Origin of the sequence: Streptomyces sp. NPDC058619, from assembly GCF_042717785.1 — a bacterium.
GTDB lineage: Bacteria > Actinomycetota > Actinomycetes > Streptomycetales > Streptomycetaceae > Streptomyces.
This window is the reverse complement of record NZ_JBHXQN010000066.1, coordinates 1-13,647: the sequence shown is the minus strand read 5'-3', so window position 1 is coordinate 13,647 and position 13,647 is coordinate 1. Positions and strand designations below refer to the sequence as shown.

At 72.9% G+C, this 13,647-nt stretch carries 10 protein-coding genes and 1 riboswitch; of the genes, 2 read left to right on the top strand and 8 right to left on the bottom strand.

The window, feature by feature from the left end:
* Nucleotide 1: 1 nt before the first annotated feature.
* The 4 genes from ACFWTC_RS34025 to ACFWTC_RS34010 all read right to left on the bottom strand — a co-directional run bounded on the left by ACFWTC_RS34025 (nt 2) and on the right by ACFWTC_RS34010 (nt 5,384).
* Nucleotides 2-652, bottom strand: a complete 651-nt coding sequence (locus tag ACFWTC_RS34025; protein WP_383929919.1) for a thymidine kinase — start codon at nt 650-652, stop codon at nt 2-4.
* 66 nt (nt 653-718) lie between these two features.
* Entirely contained in the window at nt 719-1,924 is a 1,206-nt protein-coding gene (locus ACFWTC_RS34020; protein WP_383929916.1) for an alkaline phosphatase family protein, read from the bottom strand.
* Nucleotides 1,924-2,523, bottom strand: a complete 600-nt coding sequence (locus ACFWTC_RS34015; protein ID WP_383929913.1) for a DUF5998 family protein — start codon at nt 2,521-2,523, stop codon at nt 1,924-1,926. The genes ACFWTC_RS34020 and ACFWTC_RS34015 overlap by 1 nt, the downstream gene beginning before the upstream one ends.
* Nucleotides 2,524-2,582: 59 nt before the next feature.
* Nucleotides 2,583-5,384 carry a GNAT family N-acetyltransferase gene (locus tag ACFWTC_RS34010; protein ID WP_384027766.1) on the bottom strand — a complete coding sequence of 934 codons (2,802 nt, stop codon included), beginning with the start codon at nt 5,382-5,384 and terminating at the stop codon, nt 2,583-2,585.
* Between the two features lie 183 nt (nt 5,385-5,567).
* Between ACFWTC_RS34010 and ACFWTC_RS34005 the strand changes: the two genes are divergently transcribed.
* Nucleotides 5,568-5,849 (top strand): HPr family phosphocarrier protein, encoded by a 282-nt coding sequence (locus ACFWTC_RS34005; protein ID WP_383799634.1) that lies wholly within the window; start codon nt 5,568-5,570, stop codon nt 5,847-5,849.
* Nucleotides 5,850-6,181: 332 nt separating this feature from the next.
* On the opposite strand, the gene ACFWTC_RS34000 is transcribed toward ACFWTC_RS34005, so the two are convergent.
* The 4 genes from ACFWTC_RS34000 to ACFWTC_RS33985 all read right to left on the bottom strand — a co-directional run bounded on the left by ACFWTC_RS34000 (nt 6,182) and on the right by ACFWTC_RS33985 (nt 10,954).
* On the bottom strand, nt 6,182-6,859 hold the full coding sequence (locus ACFWTC_RS34000) for a GntR family transcriptional regulator (protein ID WP_383929908.1): 678 nt from the start codon (nt 6,857-6,859) through the stop codon (nt 6,182-6,184).
* Nucleotides 6,860-7,032: 173 nt separating this feature from the next.
* Entirely contained in the window at nt 7,033-7,833 is an 801-nt protein-coding gene (locus ACFWTC_RS33995; protein ID WP_384074921.1) for a M23 family metallopeptidase, read from the bottom strand.
* 12 nt (nt 7,834-7,845) lie between these two features.
* Nucleotides 7,846-8,005: riboswitch (cyclic di-AMP (ydaO/yuaA leader) on the bottom strand.
* Nucleotides 8,006-8,189: 184 nt separating this feature from the next.
* Complete coding sequence (locus ACFWTC_RS33990) at nt 8,190-9,557, bottom strand: M16 family metallopeptidase (protein ID WP_384027837.1); 1,368 nt, start codon at nt 9,555-9,557, stop codon at nt 8,190-8,192.
* 32 nt (nt 9,558-9,589) lie between these two features.
* Nucleotides 9,590-10,954, bottom strand: a complete 1,365-nt coding sequence (locus ACFWTC_RS33985) for a M16 family metallopeptidase (protein WP_383929903.1) — start codon at nt 10,952-10,954, stop codon at nt 9,590-9,592.
* A 187-nt stretch (nt 10,955-11,141) separates the two neighbouring features.
* Between ACFWTC_RS33985 and ACFWTC_RS33980 the strand changes: the two genes are divergently transcribed.
* Nucleotides 11,142-13,598 (top strand): DNA topoisomerase (ATP-hydrolyzing) subunit A, encoded by a 2,457-nt coding sequence (locus ACFWTC_RS33980; protein WP_384027765.1) that lies wholly within the window; start codon nt 11,142-11,144, stop codon nt 13,596-13,598.
* Nucleotides 13,599-13,647 lie beyond the last annotated feature (49 nt).

Below are 13,647 nucleotides of genomic sequence, written 5' to 3'. Positions count from 1 at the left end.
GTCAGGCGTGGTTGACCGGGAGGACGTCCGGGGAGAGGGCGCCCGCGTGGGCCGCGGCCGAGGTCATCCGCTTGCGGTGGTGGCGGCGGCAGAGGACCTCGTAGCCGATCTCCTCCGCCGGGCGGTTGACGTCGCCGACCACGACCTGGGCGCCTTCGACGACCATTTCGCCGCCTATCGTGCGGGCGTTGTGGGTGGCGCGGGCTCCGCACCAGCACAGGGCCTCCACCTGGAGCTGCTCCAGGCGGTCCGCCAGTTCGATCAGGCGCTGGGAGCCGGGGAAGAGTTTGGTGCGGAAGTCGGTGGTGATGCCGAAGGCGAAGACATCCAGGCCAAGGTCGTCCACGATCCGGGCCAACTGGTCGATCTGGGCCGGGGCCAGGAACTGCGCCTCGTCCACGATCACGTAGTCCGCCTTGCCGCCCTTGGACAGCTGGGCCACCAGGTACGCGTACAGATCCATGCCCTCCGGCGCCTCGACCGCCTCCGTCACCAGGCCGAGTCGGGACGACAGCTTGCCCTCGCCCGCACGGTCGTCACGGGTGAAGATCACACCCTGCAGACCCCGCGCGTCGCGGTTGTGCGCGATCTGGAGCGCCAGTGTGCTCTTTCCGCAGTCCATCGTTCCGGAGAAGAACACCAGCTCGGGCATGGGAAGTACGGGGCCTTTCAGGTCGTGGTCGGCAGTGCGGAGGGCGGGGGGGCCAGGGCGAGGGCGTCAGGAGCGGATTTCGAGCAGCGGGACCAGCTGCTCGGCCGCCGTCATGGAGCCGTGCATTCCGACGAGGGCGGACTCGTTGGGCTCGCTCCGCGAGGCGGTGATCGCGACGTCGGCCTGGGCGGCCGCGACCACGTCCCCGATCCGGCCGAGGACCCGCTCGTCGCACTCCCCCGGCGGGCCGAACCAGCCCAGTTCCAGGGCCTCTTCGCGGCCCGCGACCCAGAACCGGTCGCCGAGCACCTCGCGCCACACGGTCAGTACGTCGGCCTCGGCGCCCGGCACCGCGTAGACGTGCCGGGCCCGGCCCTCGCCGCCCAGCAGGGCCACGCCCGCGCCCAGCTCCCAGTCGTCGTCGTAGTCGATCCGGGCTTCCTCGTCGAACGGGACGTCCACCATGCCGTGGTCCGCCGTCACGTACAGGGCGGTCCGCGGCGGGAGTTGCTCGGCCAGGCGCTGCACCAGGCGGTCGACGTACATCAGCTGGCCGCGCCAGGCGTCGGAGTCCACGCCGTGCCGGTGGCCGGCGCCGTCGAGCTCGCTGTAGTACGTGTACACGAGCGAGCGGTCGCCCGCCGCGAGGCGCTCGGCCGCCAGGTCCATGCGCTCCTCGCCCGTCATCCGGCCGAGGAACGTGCCGCCGCTCAGAGCGACCTTGGTCAGCGGAGTGGTCTGGAAGGCGGGCGAGGACACCTGCGCGGTCGCGACCCCGGCCTTGTCGGCCAGCTGGAAGACGGTCGGGTACGGCTGCCAGGGCTTCGGCGCCGTCCACGGCTGCCAGCGGAGCTGGTTCATCAGTTCGCCGGTGGCAGGGTTGCGCACGGCGTACCCGGGCAGGCCGTGCCGGGCCGGCGGCAGGCCGGTGCCGACGGAGGCCAGCGAGGTCGCGGTGGTCGCCGGGAACCCGGCGGTGATCGGGCGGCCGGTGCCGCCGCGCGAGCCGGCGAGGAGGGAGGTGAGGTACGGGGCCTCGTCCGGGTGGGCCTTGATCTGCTCCCAGCCCATGCCGTCGACCAGGAACACGCAGTTCCGGTCGGCCGGGGTCAGCTCCGCGATGGCGGCGGTGAAGCCGGGTACGCCCTGGCCGGCGACGAGGGTCGGCAACAGGTCGGCGAGCGAGCCGGTGCCGTACTCCGGGACCGGGGCGCCGGCGAGGTCCAGCAGTTCCGGCTCGTCCGCCCAGGGGTGCGCCGCGGGCTGCGCCATCAGCGGGCGGCGGGGGCGGAGGTGGCCGCCGTCGCTTCGCTGAGCGCCTGCGCGAAGACCAGCGTCTGGCGCACGGCCTCCGGGCCGTCGCCGGCCTCGCTGACCCGCAGGCTGAGGTCGTCCGCGGTGGAGTTGCCGGTGTAGCCGTGGTCGGCGTCGCAGTTGGAGTCGCCGCAGGCGGCCGGCTCAAGGTCGATCCGGGAGACGGCGCCCCAGCCGATGGTCAGGACGACCTCGCGGGGCAGGGTGCCCGGGGTGTAGGACTCCGGGTTGGCGACGACGCGGCTGAGCACGACCGAGGAGATGCTGGAGAGCTTGACCGACTCGGTGGACGTGGTCGCGTACGGGGACGGGGACCCCGCGTCGGCTGCCTGCTCGTCGGTGTGGCTGACGATGAACCGGTTGCCGGTCAGGACCAGCACGGTGACGTGGCGGCGCACCTCGTTGGAGTCGAAGGTCGTCTCCTGGTGGACCAGGTACGACGAGATCGGCTCGCCGCCGACCGCGGCCTCCACGGCCTCGGCCACGAGGGCCGGGTAGTAGCCGCTGCGCTCGATCGCCGTGCGCAGCCCCTGGGTCGTCGTACCGGATTTCGCCATGAGGTCCATCCTAAGGCCCGTACGGTGCGTCTCGGCCGCGCCGTACCCGCTCGCTACCCTCAGTAGCTGGGCAGGGTCCGCGGGCCAAGGTCGCCGCGGGCTGGCGGGTGGGCGACCCGGACGGCCGCGCTGAGCACGGAGAGGCCTTCGGCGGCGACCACGACCGGCTCCAGCGAGACCCCGACCACCTCGGGGTGGTCGTCGACGAGCCGGGACAGCCGCAGCAGCAGCTCTTCCAGAGCCGGGGTGTCCACGGGCGCGCTGCCGCGCCATCCGAAGAGGAGGGGCGCCGCCCGGATGGAGCGGATCAGCGCGGCCACGTCCCGGTCGGTGGCGGGGACCAGGCGGTGGGCGGTGTCGCCGAGCAGCTCGGAGGGGACGCCCGCGAGCCCGAAGGAGAGGACGGCGCCGGCCCCCGGGTCGATGACGGACCGTACGACGGTGTCGACGCCGCGCGGGACCATCGCCTGGACCACGGGCTGGAGCTCCGCCGGCTTGCCGAGCGCCTGGCTGAGTTCCTCGTACGACCGCCTCAGCTCGGCCTCGCCGGTGAGGTCGAGCCGTACGCCGCCCAGGTCCGCCCGGTGGCGCAGGTGGGGGGCGGTCGTCTTCAGGGCCACCGGGTAGCCCAGGATCGCGGCGGCCCGGACCGCCGCGTCGGCGCTCGGCGCGGGCAGGGTGGTCAGGAGGCGGATGCCGTACCGGCCGAGCAGCTCGCGGGCTTCCCACTCGCCGAGGGTCAGCACGGTCCCGGCGGCGGCGTTGGCCAGCAGTCCGGCCAGCTGGTCGGCGGCGCCGGCCTCGTCGATGTCCTCGTACCCCGGGACCGAACCGGATTCGGCGAGGCCCCGGCGCCACTGGCCGTAGCGGACCGCCTCCGCGACCGCCTTGACGGCCCGCTCGCCGGCGGGATAGGCGGGGATCCGGGTCCCGGCGGGGGGCTCCCCGCCGCGGGCGGGCCCGGCCGGGGGCCGGAACGGGGCGGCGGCGGGCTCCTCCCGGGGCAGCGTCGGGGCGGAGGCGCGCGGGGCCCCCCGTACGGCGGACAGCGCCTCGACGAGCTCGCCGAGCTCCACGTGGACCACGGCCACCGGCTTGCCCGGCACCTCGGCGACGGCGGCGCGCAGGGCGCCGGCCAGGTCGTCGGCCGGGGCCTGCTCGCTCACCCAGGGGATGGCGGTGACGATCACGGCGTCGCAGTCGTCGGAGGCCAGCGCGGCGGCCAGGGCCGTACGGAAGTCCGCCGGGGAGGCGGCGGTGGTCAGGTCGAGCGGCGGCAGCGGGCGCAGGCCCTGCGCGAGGCAGGCGTCGTAGGTCAGGACCCCGAGGGACTCGGAGTTGCCGAGGATCGCGATGCGGGGGCCGGCGGGCAGCGGCTGGGCGGCCAGCAGCAGGCCGACGTCGACGAGCTCGGTGACGGTGTCGACGCGGATCACGCCGGCCTGCCGCAGCAGGGCGGAGACGGTGGCGTCCGGCAGCCGGGTGCCCGGCACGACGTGGCCGGCCGGGGTGTGGCGGCCGCCCCGGACGACGACCACGGGCTTCTCGGCCGCGGTCCGGCGGGCGAGGCGGGTGAACTTGCGCGGGTTGCCCAGGGTTTCGAGGTAGAGCAGGGCGACGTCGGTGGTGTCGTCCTCGTACCAGTACTGGAGGATGTCGTTGCCCGAGACGTCGGCCCGGTTGCCCGCGGAGACGAAGGACGACAGCCCCTCGCCGCGCCGCAGCAGGGCGGAGAGCAGGGCGATGCCGATGGCCCCGGACTGCGTGAACAGGCCGATCCGGCCGCGCATCGGCATCGGCGCGGGAGTCAGGGAGGCGTTGAGCTCCACCTCCGGCGCCGTGTTGATCACGCCGAAGGCGTTCGGCCCGATGAGGCGCATGCCGTACGAGCGGACCTGGCGGACGAGTTCGCGCTGGCGGGCGAGGCCGGCCGGGCCGCTCTCCCCGTACCCGGCGGACAGGACGACGAGCCCCTGCACCCCGTGGTCGCCGCAGGCGGCCACGGCCTCGGGGACGCGGTCGGCGGGGACCGCGATGACGGCGAGGTCGACGGGGGCTCCGATGGCGCCGACCGTGCGGTAGGCCCGTACGCCGTCGATGAGGTCGCGCGTGACGGCCTCGTTGACCGCGTAGAGGTGGCCGTGGAAGCCGCTGTCGCGCAGGTTGCGCAGGGCCGCGGCGCCCACGCCGGCGCCGGAGCGGCTGACGCCGACCACCACGACCGAGCCGGGGGTGAGCAGCCGCTGCACGGAGCGGGCCTCGGCGCGCTGTTCGCGGGCGCGCTGGACGGCGAGGGACTCGGCGGTGGGTTCGATGCCGAGGGTGAGGTGGACGGAGCCGTCCTCGAAGCTGCGCTTCTGCTCGTAGCCGGCGTCCGTGAACACCTTGATCATCTTGTTGTTGGCGGGCAGCACCTCGGCGGCGAACCGCCGGATGCCGCGCTCGCGGGCGACCGCGCCGATGTGTTCGAGGAGCGCGGAGGCGACCCCGCGGCCCTGGTGGGCGTCCTGGACGAGGAAGGCGACCTCGGCCTCGTCGGAGGGGCCGGTGGCGGACCGGCCGTCGGCGCCGATGCGGTCGTAGCGGACGGTGCCGATGAACTCCCCGCCGATGGTCGCCGCGAGGCCGACCCGGTCCACGTAGTCGTGGTGCGTGAAGCGGTGCACGTCCCGGTCGGAGAGCCGGGGGTAGGGGGCGAAGAAGCGGTAGTACTTCGACTCGTCCGAGACCTGTTCGTAGAAGCTGACCAGACGCGCCGCGTCCTCGGTGGTGATGGGCCTGATCCGGGCGGTGCCGCCGTCGCGCAGGACGACGTCGGCCTCCCAGTGGGCCGGGTACGCGGGGTCCGACTCGGTGGTCATGGGGCCACCTTACGGCGGGTGCCGGCGCGGCAGCGCTCGCGCGGCGCGTAGGCAGGCCGGGGCAATTCGGTGCAAGGTGGGGAGGGTCGAACGGCGGCACATCGGGGCCCAAGGTCGGTCGGAGCATTCGGGGCGTCGTGAGAGACTGGTCTAGACAACCGTAAGAACCTGAAGGGCATCACCATGGCAGAGCGCCGCGTCAACGTCGGCTGGGCCGAGGGCCTGCACGCTCGTCCCGCCTCGATCTTCGTCCGGGCGACGACCGCTTCCGGCGTCCCGGTGACCATCGCGAAGGCCGGCGGCGACCCCGTCAACGCCGCTTCCATGCTGGCGGTCCTGGGCCTGGGCGCCCAGGGCGGCGAGGAGATCGTCCTCGCCTCCGAGGCAGACGGTGCGGACGCCGCGCTGGACCGCCTCGCGAAGCTGGTGGCCGAGGGCCTCGACGAGCTCCCCGAGACCGTCTGACCCCTCGGGTTCGACCACACCCGTACACGGAAGCCGCGGCCCGCGCCCCTGGGGGACCGCGGCTTCCGCGCTCCCCTCGCGGGACGCCCGCGGCGGCGGCCCGGGACGCCGCAGGCCCGCGTGGACGGCCGGGGCACCGCCCGCCCGCGGGGACGGTCCGGACGCCGGGCTTTCACCGGGCCGGCCGGACCGCCGCGACACATACGGCTCGCCGGAATTCAGCCCGGCCAGGAATTCAGCCGCACCGCAAGAATTCGACCGCACGCCGAAATGACACCGCCCGGAATTCCGGCAGCGGCGCGCGGATACCCGTTCTTTGTATACGGCGCCTGTTAATGCCGGCCGCTCGACATGTTTACGGCAGGTTGCGAAGTCCTCACGACGGCCCGCGGCCGCGGCCGGTGCGCCGCCGAGGCGCGGTCAGCGTGCATCGCGGTCAGGGCGCGCGCCCGCTCGGCGTCCCCGCGGGCCACCGCGTCCACGATGGCGCCGTGCTCCGCCCAGGACTCCACGGGCCGGGCCGGGGCCTCCACCACGTACATCCAGGCGACCTTGTGCCGCATCTGCGTGAGCAGCGCGATCAGTCCCGGGCTGCCCGAGGCCTGGGCCAGCGTCTCGTGGAACCAGCCGCCCAGGGACCGCAGGTCCTCCCCCTGCCCCCTCCTGGCCCGTTCCTGGCCCAGCCTGACCAGCCCGCGAAGCACCTTCAGGTGGGCTTCGGTGCGCCGCCGCGCGGCCCGGGCGGCGGCGAGGGGTTCCAGCAGCATCCGCAGCTCCAGGAGGTCGGCGGCCTCCTGCTCCGTCGGCTCGGCGACGCAGGCGCCCGCGTGCCGCCGCGTGGTCACGAACCCCTCGGACTCCAGGGTCCGCAGCGCCTCGCGGACCGGGACGCGCGAGACCCCGTACCGGCGGGCGAGGACCTCTTCGGTGAGTCTGCTGCCCGGCTCGAAGACCCCGGAGACGATGTCGTCGCGAATTGCCGTGCATACCGCGTGCGCAGGAATACGCAAGACCGAACCTCCGCCTATTTCCGACTGCCGTGCCAGAGTGTGCTGCGACTCTATTGCAACACACGATAATTTCCGAGAGCGGCCGGAAAAGCGAAACATTCGCAAAAAACCCCGGCTCGTGGTGCGAGCCGGGGTCTTCGGTGAAGCGCGGGTCGTGCGCGGGGTCGTACGGGTCAGAGGCTGACGCCGTGCGAGCGCAGGTACGAGACCGGGTCGATGTCCGAGCCGTAGTCGGCGCCGGTGCGGGCCTCGAAGTGCAGGTGCGGGCCACTGGAGTTGCCGGTGGAGCCCGACAGGCCGATCTGCTGGCCCGGGGTGACCTGCTGGCCGGCGGAGACGCTCAGCGAGGACAGGTGCGCGTACTGGGTGAACGTGCCGTCGTTGTGCTTGATGATGACGTTGTTGCCGTACGCGCCGCCCCAGCCGGCCTCGACGACGGTGCCCGCGCCCACGGCGTGGACCGAGGTGCCGGAGGACGCGCGGAAGTCGATGCCGGTGTGGCTGCCGGAGGACCACATGCCGCCACCGGCGTGGTAGTGGGTGCTGATGCCGCCGCCGACGGGCGCGACGAAGGTGTTGAGGCGCTTGCGCTCCTCCTCGCGGGCCGCGCGCTCGGCCGCGTCCCGCTCCGCCTTCACCTTGGCCTCGGCGAGGCGCTTGGCCTCGGCGGCACGCTGCTTGGCGTCGGCCTCGGCCTGGGCCTGGGCGGCCGCGCGCTCGGCGGCGCGCTGCTGCGACTCGGCCTGGTCCTGGATGTCACCCGCGAGCTCGCCGCCGACGACGACCGCGTCGTACCCGGCGTCGGGGACGGAGTGCCCGGTGTTGTTGTCCGCGGCGAAGGCCGGGGCAGCGAGGGAACCGACGACGCCCGTGGTGGCGAGGGCGGCTATACCGGCGTAGCCGGCGGTCTTGCGGCTCAGACGGCTGGAACCGCGGTGCTTGCCGGAGGCGGCGGTACGACTGCCAAACGCCATGAAGAGGTTGATCCTTTCCTTCCCTCTCGCCTACCGGGTTAGCTGACGGGTTCGGAGCAGGAAGGTCTCCTACGGGCTTCCTCTTGCGAGGCGGCCCGATTCACCCCAGGGACTGATGTGGGTCCCCGGCTCCCCAGGCTCGCGCCTGACGGGGACTCGGCGATTGCTGTCCGGTGCCGCGGGTGCGGCGGGCACAACTGACGAACAGCACGGCTGACGCTAGGCGGATCATCAGCCGATCGCCAAACAGACGAGCTCTTTTGTTGCGTACGCCACACCGCATACACGCAATCTCACCACTAAATGGACAAAAGGGGCCCTGGCAGACAAGCCGCCAGAGCCCCTTGCGACGGGCGTCAGTTGGTGACGACGCTGACGTCACCGATCCCGAGCGCCCGAACCGGCCCCTCGATCTGCGACGCGTCGCCCACCAGCACCGTGACCAGCCGGTTCGCCGGGAAGGCGTTCACGACGGCCGAAGTGGCCTCCACCGTGCCGGTCTCGGCGAGCCGGGCGTACAACTGCGCCTGGTAGTCGTCCGGCAGCTCCTGTTCCACCTGGTCCGCCAGGGTGCCGGCCACCGAGGCGGCCGTCTCGAACTTCAGCGGCGCCACGCCCACCAAGTTCTGCACCGCGACGTCCCGTTCTGCGTCGGTCAGCCCGCCCTCCGCGAGGGTGCGCAGCACCTTCCAGAGGTCCTCGAGCGCCGGGCCGGTGTGCGGCGTGTCCACCGAGCCGCTGATGGCCAGCATCGAGGCGCCCTTGCCGTCGGCGGTGGACCGCAGTACCTGGCCGAAGGCGCGCACGCCGTACGTGTACCCCTTCTCCTCGCGCAGCACCTTGTCCAGGCGGGAGGTCAGGGTGCCGCCCAGGCAGTACGTGCCGAGCACCTGTGGCGCCCAGACGCGGTCGTGCCGGTCCGGTCCGATGCGGCCGATCAGCAGCTGCGTCTGGACCGCGCCGGGCCGGTCCACGATGACGACGCGGCCGGTGTCGTCGGCGGTCACCGGCGGCACGGGCCGGGGCTCGGCGGAGTTGCCCGTCCAGGTGCCCAGGGTGTCGGCCAGGACGGCGTCCAGGTCGATCCCGGTCAGGTCGCCGACGACGACCGCGGTGGCCGTGGCGGGGCGTACGTGGGCCTCGTAGAAGGCGCGTACGGCCGCGGAGTCGATCCGGGCCACCGTCTCCTCGGAGCCCTGGCGCGGGCGGGACATCCGCAGGGAGGCCGGGAAGAGCTCCTTGGAGAGCTGCATGGCGGCGCGGCGCTGCGGGTTGGCCAGCTCGTGCGGGATCTCGTCGAGCCGGTTGCGCACCAGGCGGTCGACCTCGGCGTCGGCGAACGCGGGCGCGCGCAGCGCCTCGGCGAGCAGGCCGAGCGCCTTGTGCAGGCGCGAGGCGGGGACCTCCAGGGAGACCCGCAGGCCCGGGTGGTCCGCGTGGGCGTCGAGGGTGGCCCCGCAACGCTCCAGTTCGGCCGAGAACTCCTCGGCGGAGTGCTTGTCTGTGCCCTCGGACAGCGCGCGCGCCATGATCGTCGCAACGCCGTCCAGGCCCCCGGGCTCCGCGTCGAGCGGGGCGGCGAGGTTGACCTCGACCGCGATCACCTGCTGGCCCGGGCGGTGGCAGCGCAGCAGCGTCAGCCTGTTGGACAGCCGGCCGCGCTCGGGGGCCGGGAAGGCCCACGGCTGCGGCTCGCCGGCCTCGGGGCGCGGGTGGAAGGTCATCGTGACGGCTGCGGTGTCGGCTGCGGTGTCGCTCACTGTTCCGCCCCCTCGTTCTCGTCGGACTCGTCGTTCTCGTCGGCCCCGTCGGCGTCCGCCGCGAGCGGCTCGTAGACGAGCACCGCGCGGTTGTCCGGGCGCAGCCGGGCCGCGGCCACGGCCTGGACCTCCTCGGCGGTGACGTCGAGGACGCGCCGCACGGCGGTCAGCGCCAGCTGCGGGTCACCGAACAGCACCGCGAAGCGGCACAGTTCGTCGGCGCGGCCGGACACCGTGCTCAGCCGGTCCAGCCACTCGCGCTCCAGCTGGGCCTGGGCGCGCTCCATCTCCTCGGCCGTCGGGCCCTCGGCGGCGAACCGCGCGAGCTCCTCGTCCACGGCCGCCTCGATGGCGGGCACCTCGACCCCGCCGGACGTCTTCACGTCCAGCCAGCCCAGCGAGGGGGCGCCGGCCAGGCGCAGCAGGCCGAAGCCGGCCGCGACGGCCGTCTGGTCGCGGCGTACCAGGCGGTTGTGGAGCCGCGAGGACTCGCCGCCGCCCAGCACGGTCAGCGCCACGTCGGCGGCGTCGCACTCGCGGGTGCCGTCGTGCGGGAGCCGGTAGGCGGCCATCAGGGCGCGCGCCGGCACCTCCTCGACGATCTCCTCGCGGAGCTCCTGACCGATGACGTCCGGCAGCGTGCCGTCGCGCGGCGGCTGCTTGCCGTCGTGGCTCGGGATGGTGCCGAAGTACTTCTCGATCCAGGCGAGCGTGCGCTCGGGATCGATGTCGCCGACGACCGAGAGCACCGCGTTGTTGGGCGCGTAGTACGTGCGGAAGAAGTGGCGCGCGTCCTCCAGGGAGGCGGCGTCGAGGTCGGCCATGGAGCCGATCGGGGTGTGGTGGTACGGGTGGCCCTCGGGGTACGCGAGGGCGGTCAGCCGCTCGAACGCCGTGCCGTACGGGACGTTGTCGTAGCGCTGGCGGCGCTCGTTCTTGACGACGTCGCGCTGGTTCTCCATGGACTCGTCGTCCAGGGCGGCCAGCAGCGAGCCCATCCGGTCCGCCTCCAGCCAGAGCGCGAGCTCCAGCTGGTGGGTCGGCATCGTCTCGAAGTAGTTCGTGCGCTCGAAACTGGTGGTGCCGTTGAGGGAGCCGCCGGCCCCCTGGACGAGCTCGAAGTGGCCGTTGCCGGGTACGCTCGCCGAGCCCTGGAACATCAGGTGCTCGAAGAGGTGAGCCAGACCGGTACGCCCCTTGACTTCGTGGCGCGAGCCCACGTCGTACCAGAGGCAGACCGCGGCGACCGGGGTCAGGTGGTCCTCGGAGAGCACCACGCGCAGGCCGTTGGCCAGCCGGTGCTCGGTCGCTGTCAGGCCGCCGGAGCCGGCCTGAGCTGTGGCCGTGTGACCCATGGGCATGTGGTCCCTTCGATCGCGATGTAGAGATTTCTGTCAGACCTGCCACTGTATGCAAGCGCGTCGGCCGCCGGAGAAGTTCCCGGGTCACACCTGGGTCGGAGTCGGCGTTGTCGGTGCCTCGGGCCACAATGGTCCGCGTCAGACCCCCTCAGCACATCTCTTTTCTTGGTTAAGGAGCCGCGCAGCGATGGCCCGCCGCAGCACGAAGACCCCGCCGCCGGAGGATTTCGAGGAGAAGATCCTCGACATCGACGTCGTCGACGAAATGCAGGGCTCCTTCCTCGAGTACGCGTACTCGGTGATCTACTCCCGCGCCCTGCCCGACGCCCGGGACGGCATGAAGCCGGTCCACCGGCGCATCGTCTACCAGATGAACGAGATGGGCCTGCGCCCCGACCGGGGGTACGTCAAGTGCGCCCGCGTCGTGGGCGAGGTCATGGGCAAGCTCCACCCGCACGGAGACGCGTCGATCTACGACGCCCTCGTGCGCATGGCCCAGCCCTTCTCGATGCGGCTGCCGCTGGTCGACGGCCACGGCAACTTCGGTTCCCTCGGCAACGACGACCCGCCGGCCGCGATGCGTTACACCGAGTGCAAGATGGCCGACGCCACGTCACTGATGACGGAGTCGATCGACGAGGACACCGTCGATTTCACCGCCAACTACGACGGCCAGGAGCGGGAGCCGGTGGCACTGCCCGCCGCGTACCCCAACCTGCTGGTCAACGGCGCGTCCGGGATCGCGGTCGGCATGGCCACCAACATGCCCCCGCACAACCTGGGCGAGGTCATCGCCGCCGCCCGCCACCTGATCCGCCACCCGGGGGCGGACCTGGAGGCGCTGATGCGCTTCGTACCGGGTCCCGACCTGCCCACGGGCGGCCGGATCGTCGGCCTGGCGGGCATCAAGGACGCCTACGAGAACGGCCGCGGCACCTTCAAGATCCGCGCGACGGTGGCCGTGGAGAACGTGACGGCGCGCCGCAAGGGCCTGGTCGTCACGGAACTGCCCTTCGCGGTGGGCCCCGAGAAGGTCATCGCGAAGATCAAGGACCTGGTCGGCTCGAAGAAGCTCCAGGGCATCGCCGACGTCAAGGACCTCACCGACCGCTCGCACGGCCTGCGCCTGGTGATCGAGATCAAGAACGGCTTCCACCCGGAGGCCGTGCTGGAGCAGCTGTACAAGCTGACGCCGATGGAGGAGTCCTTCGGCATCAACAACGTGGCGCTGGTGGACGGTCAGCCGCTGACGCTGGGCCTCAAGGAGCTGCTGGAGGTCTACCTCGACCACCGCTTCGAGGTCGTCCGGCGGCGCAGCGAGTTCCGCCGCACCAAGCGGCGCGACCGGCTGCACCTGGTCGAGGGCCTGCTGGTGGCCCTCATCGACATCGACGAGGTCATCCGGCTCATCCGGGACAGCGAGAACTCCGCGCAGGCCAAGGCGCGGCTGATGGAGCGGTTCTCGCTGAGCGAGATCCAGACCCAGTACATCCTGGACACGCCGCTGCGCCGGCTCACCAAGTTCGACCGGCTGGAGCTGGAGTCCGAGCGCGACCGGCTGACCGGTGAGATCGACGAGCTGACCGGGATCCTGGACTCCGACAGCGAGCTGCGCAAGCTGGTCTCCACGGAGCTGGCGGCGGTCGCCAAGAAGTTCGGCACCGAACGGCGCACGGTCCTGCTGGAGTCGGCGGGCACCACGGTGGCCGCGGTTCCGCTGGAGGTCGCGGACGACCCGTGCCGCGTGCTGCTGTCCTCGACGGGCCTGCTCGCCCGTACGGCGAACGGCGACGCCCTGCCGGAGGAGGAGGGCGGCGCCCGCGCCAAGCACGACCTGGTCGTCTCGCAGGTCGCGGCGTCCGCCCGGGCGGACGTCGGGGCGGTCACCTCGTACGGGCGGCTGCTGCGGCTCGCGGTGATCGACCTGCCGCAGCTGCCGGACACCCATGCCGCGCCGAACCTGGCGGGCGGCGCCCCCGTCTCGGAGTTCCTCTCCGGGCTGGAGGCGGACGAGAAGGTGATCTGCCTGATCTCGCTGGACGAGTCCTCCCAGGGCCTGGCGCTGGGCACCGAGCAGGGCGTGGTCAAGCGCGTCGTGCCGGACTACCCGGCCAACAAGGACGAGCTGGAGGTCATCACCCTCAAGGACGGCGACCGGATCGTCGGCGCGGTCGAACTGCGCACGGGTGAGGAGGACCTGGTCTTCATCACCGACGACGCCCAGCTGCTCCGCTACCAGGCGGCCCAGGTGCGCCCGCAGGGCCGCCCGGCGGGCGGCATGGCGGGCATCAAGCTCACCGACGGCGCCAAGGTGATCCACTTCTCGGCCGTCGACCCGGCCCGGGACGGCGTGGTCTTCACGGTGGCCGGCTCGCACGGGACGCTGGACGACTCGGTGACGTCCGGCAAGCTGACCCCCTTCGACCAGTACCCGCGCAAGGGCCGTGCGACCGGCGGCGTGCGCTGCCAGCGGTTCCTGAAGGGCGAGGACGTCCTGGTGCTGGCCTGGGCGGGCGGCTCGCCGGTCCGCGCGGCGGGCGCCAACGGCACTCCGGCCGCACTGCCGCCGGTGGACCCGCGCCGGGACGGCTCGGGGGCGGCGCTGCCCTCGGTGGTCACGGCGCTGGCGGGGGCCGCGCTGTAGCACGTACGCCGGCGTGCGGGGGGGTGGGGGGCCGGCGGGGCGACGAGCG

Bases quoted from the DNA above. Each gene is read 5' to 3' on its own strand.
- ACFWTC_RS34025 (WP_383929919.1), bottom strand. From the start codon at position 652: ATGCCCGAGCTGGTGTTCTTCTCCGGAACGATGGACTGCGGAAAGAGC.
- ACFWTC_RS34020 (WP_383929916.1), bottom strand. From the start codon at position 1,924: ATGGCGCAGCCCGCGGCGCACCCCTGGGCGGACGAGCCGGAACTGCTG.
- ACFWTC_RS34015 (WP_383929913.1), bottom strand. From the start codon at position 2,523: ATGGCGAAATCCGGTACGACGACCCAGGGGCTGCGCACGGCGATCGAG.
- ACFWTC_RS34010 (WP_384027766.1), bottom strand. From the start codon at position 5,384: ATGACCACCGAGTCGGACCCCGCGTACCCGGCCCACTGGGAGGCCGAC.
- ACFWTC_RS34005 (WP_383799634.1), top strand. From the start codon at position 5,568: ATGGCAGAGCGCCGCGTCAACGTCGGCTGGGCCGAGGGCCTGCACGCT.
- ACFWTC_RS33995 (WP_384074921.1), bottom strand. From the start codon at position 7,833: ATGGCGTTTGGCAGTCGTACCGCCGCCTCCGGCAAGCACCGCGGTTCC.
- ACFWTC_RS33990 (WP_384027837.1), bottom strand. From the start codon at position 9,557: ATGACCTTCCACCCGCGCCCCGAGGCCGGCGAGCCGCAGCCGTGGGCC.
- ACFWTC_RS33985 (WP_383929903.1), bottom strand. From the start codon at position 10,954: ATGCCCATGGGTCACACGGCCACAGCTCAGGCCGGCTCCGGCGGCCTG.
- ACFWTC_RS33980 (WP_384027765.1), top strand. From the start codon at position 11,142: ATGGCCCGCCGCAGCACGAAGACCCCGCCGCCGGAGGATTTCGAGGAG.